We start from the raw sequence: 13479 nt of genomic DNA, 5'->3' as shown, positions 1-13479 counted from the left end.
CCTGACTCTCTATTAAGTCAGGCGTTGTGTGACGCTTCGGCGTCGCGTTGTTTTGCCCGCTGGCGGCAGGCATCACCAAAAGCCTGGAAAATGGCCAGGTAGTGAGGGTTGCAGCTTACCTGCCATTCGGGGTGCCATTGCACCCCCAAAGCAAAAGCCTTGCTGGCCTCGACCGAAACAGCCTCGACCAGACCGTCGGGAGCCAGTGCCTCGACCCGCAGCCCCGGCGCCAGACGCTCAACGCCCTGAGCATGAATCGAGTTGACCTGGATCGTCTGCGGCAAGCCCAGGCCCGCCAGGACACCGCCGGGCTGGACGTGCACGTCATGGGCCGGTGCATACCAGGCATCCAGGGGCTGGCCGGCCTCTTCATCATGGCGGTGGTCCATGAATGGCTGCACTTCATGCACGTTCTGATGGAGGCTGCCGCCCAGGGCGACGTTCATTTCCTGAAACCCGCGGCAGATGCCCAGCACGGGAACGCCCGCAACGACGGCGGCATCCAGCAGCGGCAGGGTCGCGGCATCCCGTGCAGAATCATGAGCAGTGCCCGGCGCGCTGGCAGGTCCCTGATAATGGAAAGGTTCGATATTGGAGGGGGAGCCGGTAAAGAGGATGCCGTCCAGACCGTCCAGAATATCGGACGGGGAAAGCAGCTGCGCCAGGGACGGAAGAATCACCGGCACGCCTTGGGCTGCGCTGGCTATTGCCTGGACATACTCGTCGCCACTGATGTGATAGGCATGCAGACCGATCTGCCTGGAGCAGGCGGTGATGCCGATTAACGGCAGGCGAGACATGAAACACCCCGGTATTATTGCTGTTATGGGTTTGATTCGAGCTTAGCCTTGTTCATTTTTTTACACAACACCCCCGTAAAAAATACAACACGGCCCGCTCAAGCCTGCACCACCCGAGGCAGTCGAGTCCCAAAAAACGCCCTGTTTTGCCCCAAAAGAGCCTTGGTAGCCCTTTATTAGGGCGTAAAGAGCCTTACTTGACTTCGGCATGCCGTTCGGGTTGACTGAAACCAGAAAAGATCAATGATTGATATTTTTAACAACAAAGGTGTTGCATCATGTCGGTACCCCCGCGTGCCGTTCAGCTTAACGAAGCGAACGCGTTCCTTAAGGAACATCCTGAGGTTCTGTACGTTGACCTTCTGATTGCGGATATGAATGGTGTGGTGCGCGGCAAGCGCATCGAACGCACCAGCCTCCACAAGGTTTACGAGAAAGGCATCAACCTGCCGGCCTCCCTCTTTGCCCTGGATATCAATGGCTCTACGGTGGAAAGCACCGGCCTGGGCCTGGACATCGGCGATGCTGACCGAATCTGCTATCCGATCCCCGATACCCTGTGCAATGAACCCTGGCAGAAGCGCCCGACCGCGCAGTTGCTGATGACCATGCACGAGCTGGAAGGCGATCCGTTCTTCGCCGATCCACGGGAAGTGCTGCGTCAGGTCGTGACCAAGTTCGACGAACTGGGACTGACCATCTGCGCGGCCTTCGAACTGGAGTTCTACCTGATCGACCAGGAGAATGTGAACGGCCGTCCACAACCGCCACGCTCGCCGATCTCCGGCAAACGTCCGCATTCCACCCAGGTCTACCTGATCGATGATCTCGACGAATACGTCGACTGCCTCCAGGACATTCTGGAAGGTGCCAAAGAGCAAGGCATCCCGGCCGACGCCATCGTCAAGGAAAGTGCCCCGGCACAATTCGAAGTCAACCTGCACCACGTGGCCGATCCGATCAAGGCTTGCGACTACGCGGTACTGCTCAAGCGCCTGATCAAGAACATCGCCTACGACCATGAGATGGACACCACCTTCATGGCCAAGCCTTACCCGGGCCAGGCGGGCAACGGTCTGCACGTCCACATTTCGGTTCTGGACAAAGATGGAAAGAACATCTTTGCCAGCGAGGATCCCGAGCAGAACGCCGCACTGCGTCACGCGATCGGCGGTGTGCTCGAGACCCTACCGGCGCAGATGGCCTTCCTCTGCCCGAACGTCAACTCCTACCGTCGTTTCGGCGCCCAGTTCTATGTGCCGAACTCGCCGAGCTGGGGCCTGGACAACCGTACAGTGGCCATTCGCGTACCGACGGGCTCGGCTGATGCGGTGCGCATCGAGCATCGGGTCGCCGGTGCCGACGCCAACCCATACCTGCTGATGGCTTCGGTCCTGGCGGGCGTGCATCACGGCCTGACCAACAAGATCGAGCCGCCGGCGCCGACCGAAGGCAACAGCTACGAGCAGAACGAGCAAAGCCTGCCGAACAACTTGCGCGATGCCCTGCGCGAGCTGGACGACAGTGAAGTGATGGCCAAGTACATCGATCCGAAATACATCGATATCTTCGTGGCCTGCAAAGAGAGCGAGCTGGAGGAGTTCGAACACTCCATCTCCGACCTCGAGTACAACTGGTACCTGCACACCGTGTAAGCGCCAGTTGCCTGAAGAACGCCGCCGGGCTCACCCCCCGCGGCGTTTTTTTGTGCCCGTGATTCCCATGCGCAATAGCTCCGGGCGACCGCTACAGGGATAACTGCCCACTCGCGTACAATGCCCGCTGCCCAGTAGGAGACACCGATGACGCGCACCGCCCCACTTCGCAAACCCCGTGCACGCAGCCAGGCCCGGATCGACTCGATACTCGAGGCCGCCCGGACCCTGCTGGCCAGCGAGGGCGTGGCCAGCCTGTCGATCTACAGCGTGGCCGAACGCGCGCAGATTCCACCGTCGTCGGTCTATCACTTCTTCGCCAGCGTCCCGGCCCTGCTGGAGGCCCTGACCGCCGATGTCCACGCGGCGTTCCGCGCCTGCCTGCAAGCCCCCATCGACCACCACCGACTCCAGGGCTGGCGCGACCTGTCACGCCTGGTGGAACAGCGCATGCTCGACATCTACGGCGCGGACGCGGCGGCCCGCCAGCTGATCCTCGCCCAGCACGGGCTGACCGAAGTCACCCAGGCCGATCGCCAGCACGACCTGGAGCTGGGGGACCTGATGCATACGCTGTTCAATCAGCACTTCGAGCTGCCGACCCTACCCCGGGATGTGGATGTTTTCGCCCTGGCCATGGAGTTGGGCGACCGGGTCTACGCCCGTTCGGTGCAGCAACACGGACAGATCACCCCACGCATGGCCGAGGAAGGCATGCGCGTGTTCGATGCTTACCTGAGCCTTTATCTGCCGCCCTACCTGCCCAAGCGCCCAGCACCGCTCTAAAAGCGCTCAAGCTTGCCGCAGCAGCAGCCTGTCGATGCTGTGATCCGCTGATTTGTGAATGATCAGGTTGGCCCGTTCCCGGGTCGGCAGGATGTTTTCGACAAGGTTCTTCAGGTTGACCCGATCCCAGGTATCGGACGCCACCGACAGCGCCTCGGGATCCGAAAGCCCCTTGTACTTGTTGAAATAGGAATCTGCCGCTTGGAAAGCGGTGTTCTTCAAGTAGACAAAGCGCTCCAGATACCAGGCCTTGATCGCCTCCTCGGACGCGTCGACGTAGATCGAGAAGTCGATGAAGTCCAAGGGATTCAAGCCTTGCCCCTGCTCCCCTTGCAGCACATTCAGGCCTTCGAGGATGATGATGTCCGGCGCCTCCACCGACTGCGCCTCATCGGCCAGGATGTCGTAGCGCACATGGGAATAGATGGGAATCCGCGCCGCCTCGCCCCGGCGGCACACGGCCTGGAGAAAATCCACGAACAGCGGTTCATCGTAGGACTCGGGAAACCCCTTGCGGTGCAGGATATTTTTTTCCTGCAGGGTGGCCAGGGGGAACAGAAACGAATCCGTGGTCACCAGGTGCACATTGGGCTTGCCCGGCCAATAGGCCAGGAGCGCCGCCAGGACCCGGGCAAAACTGCTTTTGCCCACCGCCACGCTGCCGGACACACCGATCACATAAGGGGCCTTGAAGCCGGCCTGGGGCACCTTGAGCGACTGCACCTGGGCCGCATGCAAATGCAGCAGGCGCGACAGCGGCAGCAGGATCTGCCGCACCTCTTCGGACGCCATGGGCTGGGTCGGACTGGTCAGCGAGTCCATCTCGGACGGCGACAGGTTCATGGGTTCTCCGGCCCGCAACGCCGACCAGTGGTCGCGATCGAACTCCAGATACCCTGCGTTTGGACCCTGCTCTGTTGTCATGTTTACTGTTCAGGTCTTGCCGAAAGCAGGGAAAGTATCAAATCTGACCGGTATTTACAGCGCCCATGAAAAAGCCCCGAAGGGCTCGCACCCTTCGGGGCTGATCTCTGGCATCGCTCACAGCTTGGCGATCGACACCTCGGTGGACTTCACAAAGGCAATCACTTCGCTGCCGATGGACAGTTCCAGTTCCTTGACCGAACGGGTGGTGATCACCGAAGTGACAATCCCGGACGCGGTCTGCACGTCGATTTCCGAGAGCACGTCGCCTTCGACGATTTCCTTGATGGTGCCCTTGAACTGGTTGCGCACGTTGATGGCTTTGATGGTCATGGTATTTCTCCTAGGGTCGAAAAACAGAGCTGCAAGCTTCAAGCGCTCAGCGGCAAGCACAAGCGCGACGCTCTTGCTTGCCGCTTGCAGCTGAAAACTTGCCGCTGCTCTAAAGCGCCCAACGCAACTGCGTGGGCAAGGGTGAAACGGGTTCCGGTTCCGGCGGCGAGCCGGGCAGTGACAGCACACGGTTGAGAACTTGGGTTTCCAGGGCCGCCAGGCGATGGGAACCCCGCACCCGCGGACGCGGCAGCTCGACGTGCAGGTCCAGCCCCACCTCGCCGTCCTCGATCAGGATCACCCGATCGGCAATCGCCACCGCCTCGCTGACATCGTGGGTCACCAGCAACACGGTAAAGCCGTGCTGCTGCCACAGGCGTTCGATCAACTGCTGCATCTCGATCCGGGTCAGGGCATCCAGCGCCCCCAGCGGTTCGTCCAGCAGCAACAGCCGCGGTTGATGGATCAGGGCCCGGGCCAGCGCCACACGCTGCTTCTGGCCACCGGACAGCGCCGCCGGCCACTCATTGGCGCGATCGGCCAGGCCCACCGCCTCAAGGGCCTCCAGGGCCTGGGGCCGCCAGTTGCCCGCCAGACCGAGCCCGACGTTGTCGATGACTTTCTTCCAGGGCAGCAAACGCGCTTCCTGGAACATCAGCCGGGTGTCTTCGATGGCCGCACTCAAGGGCGCGGAACCCGCCAGCAACTCCCCGGCCGAAGGCCGGTCGAGTCCGGCCAGCAGGCGCAGCAAGGTGCTCTTGCCGCAACCGCTGCGCCCCACCACCGCGACGAACTGGCCGGCGGGAATGTGCAGGTCGATTTCCCGCAGCACCTGGCGCGAACCGAAAGTCTTTTGCAGTTTGCGCACGGCCAGGGGAATGCCCCGCAGCAGCCGTGGAGGTTGTTGAGCCGTCATTGGGCACCGCCCTTGGTCACTTGGTAGGCCGGATGCCAGCGCAGCCAGACCCGCTCCAGGCCACGCGCGGCCAGATCCGCCAGCTTGCCGAGCACTGCGTACATGACGATGGCCAGCACCACCACGTCGGTCTGCAGGAACTCCCGGGCGTTCATCGCCAGGTAGCCGATGCCGGAGCTGGCAGAGATGGTTTCGGCGACGATCAGGGTCAGCCACATGAAGCCCAGGGCAAAGCGCACGCCCACCAGGATCGAGGGCAAGGCCCCCGGCAGGATCACCTGGCGAAACAGGGCAAAGCCGGACAGGCCATAACTGCGCGCCATCTCCACCAGCGCCGGATCGACGTTGCGGATGCCGTGGTAGGTGTTGAGGTAGATGGGAAACAGAGTGCCCAGGGCCACCAGGAAAATCTTCGCCGACTCATCGATGCCGAACCACAGGATCACCAGGGGGATCAGCGCCAGGTGCGGCACGTTGCGGATCATCTGCACCGAACTGTCCAGCAGCCGCTCGCCCCACTTCGACAGGCCGGTGATGAAGCCCAGCGCCAGGCCGATACCACCGCCGATGACAAACCCAAGCCCCGCGCGCCAGCCACTGATGGCCAGGTGGGTCCAGATATCGCCGCTGCGGACCAGACTGATCCCGGCTTCGATCACCGCGCTGGGGGCCGGCAGGATGCGGGTCGACAGCCAGCCCGCCGACACCGACAGCTGCCACACCGCGAGCAGCAGCAAGGGCAGGCCCCAGGGCGCCAGACGCTGCACTATGCGTTGTCCATTCATGGCCGCACCTCAGCTCTGGGACGCGGCTTTGGGAATGATGTCGTTGGCCACCATCTCCCCGAACGGACTGACGTAACCGGCGGCTTCAGGCAGCTTGGGCCGTTCGATATCCAGGTGCGGGAACAGCAGCTCGGCCACGCGATAGGACTCTTCCAGGTGTGGATAACCGGAGAAGATGAAGGTGTCGATGCCCAGGTCCGCGTACTCTTTCATCCGCGCCGCCACGGTCGGGCCGTCGCCCACCAGGGCGGTGCCGGCCCCGCCACGCACCAGACCGACGCCGGCCCACAGGTTGGGGCTGACTTCCAGCCGGTCGCGACGCCCGCCATGCAAGGCCGCCATGCGCTGCTGGCCCACCGAGTCGAAGCGTGCCAGGGATGCCTGGGCCCGGGCGATGGTGTCGTCGTCCAGATGGGAAATCAGGCGTTCGGCGGCCTGCCAGGCTTCGGCGTTGGTTTCCCGCACAATCACGTGCAGGCGGATGCCGAAGCGCACGCTGCGTCCGAGCTTGGCAGCCTTGTCGCGCACCTGCCGGATCTTCTCGGCCACGGCGGCCGGCGGCTCGCCCCAGGTCAGAACCATGTCCACCTGCTCGGCGGCCAGGTCCTGGGCAGCTTCCGAAGAGCCGCCGAAATACAGCGGCGGGCGCGGTTGCTGCAACGGCGGATAGAGCAGCTTGGCACCCTTCACGCTGATGTGCTGGCCGTCATAGTCCACGGTTTCGCCTTCCAGCACCCGGCGCCAGATACGGGTGAACTCCACCGAAGCCTGGTAACGCTGTTCGTGATCGAGAAACAGGCCATCACCGGCCAGTTCATCCGGGTCGCCCCCGGTCACCAGGTTGAACAGCGCCCGGCCACCGGACAGCCGATCCAGGGTTGCCGCCTGGCGCGCCGCCACCGTAGGGGAAATGATCCCGGGGCGCAGGGCGACCAGAAACTTCAGGCGCTGGGTCACCGGAATCAGCGAGGCCGCCACCAGCCAGGAATCCTCGCAGGAGCGTCCGGTGGGGATCAGCACGCCGCCAAACCCCAGGCGGTCGGCGGCCTGGGCAATCTGCTGCAGGTAAGCATGATCCACGGCGCGAGCGCCTTCGGCGGTGCCAAGGTAATGGCCGTCGCCGTGAGTGGGCAGGAACCAGAAGATGTTGAGGCTCATGGAGTTGTCTCCTAAGGGGTCGAATTACGGCGCTTTGGCCACGGCGGCAGTGGGCGTCCAGATCACGTCTTTGATGCTCAGCGGCTTGGGAATCAGCTTGAGCTGATAGAAGCTGTCGGCGATTTTCTGCTGCGCCCCGATCACCTCCGGAGTCAGGAAGCCCGCGCCGTAGCCCTGGCGCTTCACCGAGGTCAGGGTGATATCCGTGGACAGGCCGAGCAGCGGCGCCACCTGTTCGGTGACCTCCTGCGGATTGGCCTTGGACCACTCGCCCACCGCCCGCACTTCTTCCACCAGGGCCTTGATCACCTCGGGGTGCTGCTGTGCGTAGGGTTTGGTCGCCAGGTAGAACTGGTGGTTGTCGACGATGCCGCTGCCGTCACGCAGCGTGCGCGCCTGCAGTTGCTGCTCGGCCGCCGCCTGGTAAGGGTCCCAGATGACCCAGGCGTCGACGCTGCCACGCTCGAACGCGGCGCGGGCATCGGCCGGGGGCAGGAACACGGTCTGGATGTCGCTGTACTTGAGGCCGGCGTCTTCCAGGGCGCGGACCAGCAGGTAATGAACGTTGGAGCCCTTGTTCAGCACCACTTTCTTGCCCTTGAGGTCCTGCACCGACTTGATCGGCGAGTCCTTGGGCACCAGGATCGCCTCGCTATGGGGCGCCGGTGGTTCGTAGGCCACGTAGAGCAGATCGGCACCGGCGGCCTGGGCGAACACCGGCGGGGTTTCGCCGGTCACGCCGAAGTCGATGGAACCGACGTTCAGCCCTTCCAGCAACTGCGGACCACCCGGGAACTCGGTCCACTTCACGTCCACGCCTTGCTGCGCCAGGCGCTTTTCCAGGGTGCCCTTGGCCTTGAGCAGCACCAGGGTGCCGTACTTCTGATAACCGATACGCAGGGTGTCGGCTTGAGCTTGAACGATGGCGCCGAAGGACACAGCCGCAGCAAACAGAGCGACCAGACCGCGACGCAAAATGACAGGGCGCATGGCGCTCTCCTTTTTGCTGTGGGGGTTGTGGCTGCACCTGCTTGCCCGTTGGCGGGCGAGTAAGGTCAGTAGTTCAAATCAGGGGTGTGGCTCAAATGCTCCAGCGAGCACTCAACAGGCGTTCATTCAACAGATGCGGGTCCAGCGGCTTGGGGCGACGGGCCATGGCGCTGTGAAACTGCTCCAGAGCCTCTTTCAAACGCAGCTCCAGAGCCTCGGCCAGCTGCGGCTGGACACTGCCTTCGCCGTAGGCGATCTGGCTGTCCTCGGCAAAGATGCCCTGGAGCATCTCCTGGGCCTTGAGTGCCGAAAGCACCGGCTTCAGCGCGTAATCCACCGCCAGCATGTGGGCGATGCTGCCGCCGGTGGCCATGGGCAATACCACCTTGTGGCTCAGGGCACGCTCCGGCAGCAGGTCGAGCAGGGTTTTCAGGGCCCCGGAAAAAGACGCCTTGTACACCGGCGTGGCGATCAGCAAGCCGTCGGCCTGTTCGATCTGTTGCAGCAGGTCAATGACCTTGGGACTGTCGAAGCGGGCGTGGAGCAGATCCTCGGCCGGGAAGTCCCGCACCTGGTAGCTGACCACTTCCACGCCGTGCTGCTGTAACCAGCGCTTGGCCAACTCCAGCAGCACCCCGGAACGGGATCGCTGACTGGGACTGCCACCGAGAGAGACCACCAGCATTCGGGGGATTCCTTGAACAAGATAAGCGATTCGCGGGATGCGATCTCGCCGGACTGCACAGACCTTAACAGCCTATTTATATATCCATAAATCTTATTTTTTCATTTGTTTATTCTTTTAATGAATATAAGAAAGGATGATTTCCAGGCAAAAAAATAGGCCGTCGAAACGGCCTTAAAACCCCTGCTTTGTGGTTCTGTGACTCCTGCATTCTGCGTAGGAGCGGGCTTGCCAGCGAAAGGGTCTGCGACACTTGCACCGGCCTCACCGCCGCCTTCGCCGGCAAGCCGGCTCCTACAGCGGTTCGTGGGTCAGCGATTGGGTTGTGGAGTCAGGCGCAGGTAGGGCTTCACTGCGCGATAGCCTTTGGGAAAACGTCGCTTGATCTCGTCCTCGTCCTTGAGCGACGGCACGATCACCACCTCATCACCGTCCTGCCAGTTGGCCGGCGTGGCCACCTTATAGTTGTCGGTCAGTTGCAGCGAATCGATCACCCGCAGAATTTCATGGAAGTTGCGCCCGGTGCTGGCCGGATAGGTGATGGTCAGGCGAATCTTCTTGTTCGGGTCGATGATGAACAGCGAACGCACGGTCAGGGTATCGCTGGCGTTGGGATGGATCAGGTCATAGAGGTCCGACACCTTGCGATCGGCGTCCGCCAGGATCGGGAAGTTGACCCGGGTGTTCTGGGTTTCGTTGATGTCCTCGATCCACTTGTGATGGGAGTCCACCGGGTCCACCGACAGGGCAATGGCTTTCACCCCGCGCTGGGCGAATTCGTCCTTGAGCTTGGCGGTAAAGCCCAGCTCGGTGGTGCACACCGGGGTGAAGTCCGCCGGATGAGAAAACAGCACGCCCCAGCTGTCGCCCAGCCACTCGTGGAAACGAATCTTGCCGGCACTGGAATCCTGTTCGAAGTCGGGGGCGATATCGCCCAGTCTGAGGCTCATGGCTGTTGCTCCTGTGAGTGCGTGATGGAGCTACTCTGCCTGCGCTGAAAATTATTTAAAAAGAATAAATATCGATTTATTAAGAACTGAAAGGAATATTAAAAATCTCTTCACTGGACGCGCGCGCAGGCGAAGACCACCCTTCTCAACAAGGTTCGAGAAGGCCTTGAGTCGCTGTAAAAAGAGGGGAATTCAGGAAGGGCTCACGGGGGTGGGCCTGACTTGAAGCAATACCTCGCCCGGCGTTGCGCCGGGCGAGGCTTTCAACCGCGAATTACTTCAACGGGATCGAGTAGCTGACGATCAGACGGTTTTCGTCCTGGTCGCGCTGGCCCGGAATGTCGTTACGCCACATGGCGTTTTTCCAGGTCAGACCCAGGTTCTTCAGCGGACCTTGCGGCACCACGTAGGACAGGGTCAGGTCGCGTTCCCACTCGGTGCCACCGGTGCCCAGGGTGAGCTTCTGAGCAGCGCCGACTTTACCGGCGGTGTCGATGTTGTTGCCACGCAGGTAGATGATGCCGGCGGTCAGGCCAGGCACGCCAACCTTAGCGAAGTCATAGGCGTAGCGAGCCTGCCAGGTACGCTCGCCGGCACGGGCGAACTTCTGGATCTGCATGTCGGTGATGGTGCTGTTGGACGAGCCGTCACCCTGGTTCAGCCAAGGGAAGTCGCTGTCACCGTTGCTGTACTGGTAGCCGCCACCGAAGGTGTGACCTTCAACCGAGTACAGGGCCAGGTAGCTGTACAGGTTGTTGTCGACCTTGCCCTTGGTGATTGCCGACAGGCCTTTGTCCGGGTAGTAGCCGGTGGTGTAGTAGGCAGCAGTGTCGCCGTTGGAGCCGTTGTCGCGGCTGCGGTAGTAGCGCAGGTCACTTTTCAGTACGCCAGGACCGATGGACCAGTTGTGTACCAGGCCCAGGAAGTTCTGCGAGTAGAAGTCTTTCAGCTCACCGTAGTAGTACGAAGCGGTCAGATCCTTGGTGATCTTGTAGTCAGCACCAGCGTAGTAGAACTTGTTGCTGAACTTGCCGGCATCGTAGTTGGAGCTGGCGTTGGCACCGGCGATGGACAGGCCTTCGTTGTTGCTCGAGTTACGCCCTTTGGCGTGCTCGATCTGACCTGCGGTCAGGGTCAGGTCCTTGATCTCGTTCGAAGTGATCTGGCCACCCTGGAAGGTTTGTGGCAACAGACGACCGTCGTTGTACTTGATCACCGGGTTGTTTGGCTGCAGGGTGCCGATCTTCAGCTCGGTCTGGGAAACCTTGACCTTGCCGGTCAGGCCCAGGCTGGAGTAGTCGTTCACCGCTTGAGCGTTTTTGCCGCTGGAGGAGTGAGTCGGGAAAATGGTGCCGCCAGCAGATGTGGTGGTTGCGCCGTTGGTGCCGCCACCGGAATCCAGGCGCACGCCCAGCAGGCCGATAGCGTCCAGACCGAAACCTACGGTGCCTTCGGTGTAGCCAGAGGTGAAGTTGAAGATGAAGCCTTGGCCCCATTCTTCCTGCTTGTTCTGGGCTTTGGCGGCTTTGGTATCACCGTCACGGTTATCGGTATTGATATAGAAGTTACGCAGCCCCAAGGTGGCCTTGCTGTCTTCGATGAAACCGGCGGCGCCTGCCTGCTGCGCCAAAACCCCTACGGCCACAGCCAGGGCCAAGGTGGACTTGTTCATGTTTCGCTCCTCTCGTTTCTAATTCTTGTGGTTCCTGGCCCCGGATCGAACGCCCGGGTGCCACAGATGCGCGATTAGCGCCAGACCGTGACTGATAAGTCAATCGTAACGATCTGTGTCTACGACCATGGTCTAATCGCCGTAATTTGGTCCCTGCAGGGTAATGAATTACTCATAAACCCAAAAAGAATTGTTTAATTCTTTTTCATGCCTTTCAGGAATAAAGCTCGCCACTAATACGCTGAACGTCCCAGCGTAGACGCTCACGAGCTTATTGCTGAAAAGATTTTTCCCACTCTTGCGGCCATGATCCGATGCGTTTTGGGCGCAAAACGTCAAACAGGATCAAAAAAGCGACGCAATCATGGCTAAGAGCCTATCCTCCCGTCAATTTGTTACAGTTTTTGTATCGAAATGAAATTTTTCTGACATGTCCATAAAGCACAACGCCTCGATCCGGGGACCGAGGCGTTGCCGATTACGGAACGAGCGGAAGACTCAGAGAGCCTTCTCGAAGATCTTCGAATTGCGCTGATAGTTGTACAGCGAAGCCCTGGCCGAAGGCAGGCGCTCGACGCTGCTGGGCACAAAGCCCCGCTCACGGAACCAGTGCGCGGTGCGGGTAGTGAGAACGAACAAGGTTTTCAGGCCCTGGGCCCGGGCCCGGGCTTCGATCCTTTCCAACAGTTCATCGCCACGTTTGCCATGGCGATATTCCGGGTTCACCGCCAGACAGGCCAGTTCACCGGCATCGGAATCGGCAATCTGGTACAAGGCCGCGCAGGCAATGATCATGCCCTCGCGCTCGACCACGCTGAACTGTTCGATCTCGCGCTCCAGCACCTCGCGGGAGCGCCGCACCAGGATGCCTTGCTCTTCCAGCGGACTGATCAGATCCAGCAACCCGCCGACGTCTTCAATCGCCGCCTCGCGCACCCGCTCGAACTGCTCCTGGGCCACCAGGGTGCCACCGCCATCGCGGGTGAACAGCTCGGTCAACAGCGCGCCATCTTCGGCATAGCTGACGATATGGCTGCGCCCCACCCCGCCACGGCAAGCCTCGGCGGCGGCATCCAAAAGCTCGGCCTGATAATTGCCGCCCAGGCGCTGCAGGTGGGCTGGCACCTGTTGTGGACGCAGCTCGCGCACCAGCTTGCCGTTTTCATCCAGCAGCCCAGGGTCGGCACCGAACAGCAGCAGCTTGTCGGCCCCCAGGTCGATGGCGGCACGGGTCGCCACGTCCTCGCAGGCCAGGTTGAAGGTTTCGCCGGTGGGCGAATAACCCAGGGGCGACAGCAGCACGATGGAGCGTTCATCCAGCAGGCGGTTGATGCCCTTGCGGTCGACCCGGCGCACTTCGCCGGTATGGTGGAAATCGACGCCTTCCAGCACGCCGATCGGACGCGCCGTCACCAGGTTGCCGCTGGCCACCCGCAAGCGCGAGCCCTGCATCGGCGAGGAAGCCATGTCCATGGACAGGCGCGCCTCGATGGCGATGCGCAACTGGCCGACGGCGTCGATCACGCATTCCAGGGTCGCCGCATCGGTGATGCGCAGGCCGTGATGGTAATGCGGGGTCAGGCCACGAGCCGCCAGGCGCGCTTCGATCTGCGGGCGCGAACCGTGCACCAGCACCAGACGCACCCCCAGGCTGTGCAGCAGCACCAGGTCGTGAACGATATTGCCGAAGTTGGGGTGTTCAACACCGTCGCCCGGGAGCATGACCACAAAGGTGCAATCCCGGTGAGCGTTGATGTAGGGAGACGCGTGGCGAAGCCAATTGACGTATTCGGGCATGAACCTGAGCCTGTAAATAAATAGCAGC

At 61.5% G+C, this 13479-nt stretch carries 13 protein-coding genes; 2 read left to right on the top strand and 11 right to left on the bottom strand.

The genetic code is table 11. The annotated features are described in order from the left end of the window. Window positions 1-17: 17 nt before the first annotated feature. On the bottom strand, window positions 18-800 hold the full coding sequence (locus GWQ44_RS07295) for a gamma-glutamyl-gamma-aminobutyrate hydrolase family protein (protein WP_275926954.1): 783 nt from the start codon (window positions 798-800) through the stop codon (window positions 18-20). Window positions 801-1078: 278 nt separating this feature from the next. Between GWQ44_RS07295 and GWQ44_RS07290 the strand changes: the two genes are divergently transcribed. Together GWQ44_RS07290 and GWQ44_RS07285 are read left to right on the top strand one after the other, a co-directional pair. Then, the gene (locus tag GWQ44_RS07290) at window positions 1079-2455 is read left to right on the top strand and encodes a glutamine synthetase family protein (RefSeq protein WP_047306546.1); all 1377 of its coding nucleotides are present in this window, start codon (window positions 1079-1081) and stop codon (window positions 2453-2455) included. Window positions 2456-2602: 147 nt separating this feature from the next. Further along, entirely contained in the window at window positions 2603-3241 is a 639-nt protein-coding gene (locus GWQ44_RS07285; protein WP_016967634.1) for a TetR/AcrR family transcriptional regulator, read from the top strand. Window positions 3242-3247: 6 nt separating this feature from the next. Here GWQ44_RS07285 and coaA read toward each other — a convergent pair whose 3' ends face one another. From coaA to argA, 10 genes are all read right to left on the bottom strand, one after another. Further along, window positions 3248-4165, bottom strand: a complete 918-nt coding sequence (gene coaA, locus GWQ44_RS07280; RefSeq protein WP_016967635.1) for a type I pantothenate kinase — start codon at window positions 4163-4165, stop codon at window positions 3248-3250. A 117-nt stretch (window positions 4166-4282) separates the two neighbouring features. Further along, window positions 4283-4498, bottom strand: coding sequence for a TOBE domain-containing protein (locus tag GWQ44_RS07275; RefSeq protein ID WP_011064106.1), 216 nt, complete (start codon window positions 4496-4498; stop codon window positions 4283-4285). A 109-nt stretch (window positions 4499-4607) separates the two neighbouring features. Then, window positions 4608-5414, bottom strand: a complete 807-nt coding sequence (ssuB, locus tag GWQ44_RS07270; protein ID WP_275926953.1) for an aliphatic sulfonates ABC transporter ATP-binding protein — start codon at window positions 5412-5414, stop codon at window positions 4608-4610. After that, entirely contained in the window at window positions 5411-6199 is a 789-nt protein-coding gene (gene ssuC, locus GWQ44_RS07265; RefSeq protein ID WP_016967637.1) for an aliphatic sulfonate ABC transporter permease SsuC, read from the bottom strand. Before ssuC ends, ssuB begins: the two co-directional genes overlap by 4 nt. Before the next feature lie 9 nt (window positions 6200-6208). After that, window positions 6209-7357, bottom strand: a complete 1149-nt coding sequence (gene ssuD, locus GWQ44_RS07260; RefSeq protein ID WP_103740766.1) for an FMNH2-dependent alkanesulfonate monooxygenase — start codon at window positions 7355-7357, stop codon at window positions 6209-6211. Between the two features lie 24 nt (window positions 7358-7381). After that, window positions 7382-8347 (bottom strand): aliphatic sulfonate ABC transporter substrate-binding protein, encoded by a 966-nt coding sequence (locus GWQ44_RS07255; protein ID WP_016967639.1) that lies wholly within the window; start codon window positions 8345-8347, stop codon window positions 7382-7384. Window positions 8348-8438: 91 nt separating this feature from the next. Continuing rightward, complete coding sequence (gene ssuE / locus GWQ44_RS07250; RefSeq protein ID WP_016967640.1) at window positions 8439-9032, bottom strand: NADPH-dependent FMN reductase; 594 nt, start codon at window positions 9030-9032, stop codon at window positions 8439-8441. Between the two features lie 311 nt (window positions 9033-9343). Next, on the bottom strand, window positions 9344-9982 hold the full coding sequence (locus tag GWQ44_RS07245) for a peroxiredoxin (protein ID WP_016967641.1): 639 nt from the start codon (window positions 9980-9982) through the stop codon (window positions 9344-9346). 274 nt (window positions 9983-10256) lie between these two features. Then, window positions 10257-11654 carry an OprD family porin gene (locus GWQ44_RS07240; RefSeq protein WP_092308556.1) on the bottom strand — a complete coding sequence of 466 codons (1398 nt, stop codon included), beginning with the start codon at window positions 11652-11654 and terminating at the stop codon, window positions 10257-10259. Between the two features lie 498 nt (window positions 11655-12152). After that, entirely contained in the window at window positions 12153-13451 is a 1299-nt protein-coding gene (argA, locus tag GWQ44_RS07235) for an amino-acid N-acetyltransferase (protein ID WP_275926952.1), read from the bottom strand. Window positions 13452-13479 lie beyond the last annotated feature (28 nt).

The sequence above is a fragment of the Pseudomonas sp. 3MA1 genome (assembly GCF_029237275.1).
Taxonomy (GTDB): Bacteria; Pseudomonadota; Gammaproteobacteria; order Pseudomonadales; family Pseudomonadaceae; genus Aquipseudomonas; species Aquipseudomonas fluorescens_AP.
Note: the sequence above shows the minus strand (reverse complement) of the source record. Positions and strands in the feature narration are given on the sequence as shown.

Excerpts from the sequence above, each read along its gene's own strand:
- GWQ44_RS07290 (WP_047306546.1), top strand. The coding sequence starts at position 1,079 with ATGTCGGTACCCCCGCGTGCCGTTCAGCTTAACGAAGCGAACGCGTTC.
- ssuB (WP_275926953.1), bottom strand. The coding sequence starts at position 5,414 with ATGACGGCTCAACAACCTCCACGGCTGCTGCGGGGCATTCCCCTGGCC.
- argA (WP_275926952.1), bottom strand. The coding sequence starts at position 13,451 with ATGCCCGAATACGTCAATTGGCTTCGCCACGCGTCTCCCTACATCAAC.
- GWQ44_RS07245 (WP_016967641.1), bottom strand. The coding sequence starts at position 9,982 with ATGAGCCTCAGACTGGGCGATATCGCCCCCGACTTCGAACAGGATTCC.
- GWQ44_RS07240 (WP_092308556.1), bottom strand. The coding sequence starts at position 11,654 with ATGAACAAGTCCACCTTGGCCCTGGCTGTGGCCGTAGGGGTTTTGGCG.
- coaA (WP_016967635.1), bottom strand. The coding sequence starts at position 4,165 with ATGACAACAGAGCAGGGTCCAAACGCAGGGTATCTGGAGTTCGATCGC.
- ssuD (WP_103740766.1), bottom strand. The coding sequence starts at position 7,357 with ATGAGCCTCAACATCTTCTGGTTCCTGCCCACTCACGGCGACGGCCAT.
- GWQ44_RS07285 (WP_016967634.1), top strand. The coding sequence starts at position 2,603 with ATGACGCGCACCGCCCCACTTCGCAAACCCCGTGCACGCAGCCAGGCC.
- GWQ44_RS07295 (WP_275926954.1), bottom strand. The coding sequence starts at position 800 with ATGTCTCGCCTGCCGTTAATCGGCATCACCGCCTGCTCCAGGCAGATC.
- ssuC (WP_016967637.1), bottom strand. The coding sequence starts at position 6,199 with ATGAATGGACAACGCATAGTGCAGCGTCTGGCGCCCTGGGGCCTGCCC.
- GWQ44_RS07255 (WP_016967639.1), bottom strand. The coding sequence starts at position 8,347 with ATGCGCCCTGTCATTTTGCGTCGCGGTCTGGTCGCTCTGTTTGCTGCG.
- GWQ44_RS07275 (WP_011064106.1), bottom strand. The coding sequence starts at position 4,498 with ATGACCATCAAAGCCATCAACGTGCGCAACCAGTTCAAGGGCACCATC.
- ssuE (WP_016967640.1), bottom strand. The coding sequence starts at position 9,032 with ATGCTGGTGGTCTCTCTCGGTGGCAGTCCCAGTCAGCGATCCCGTTCC.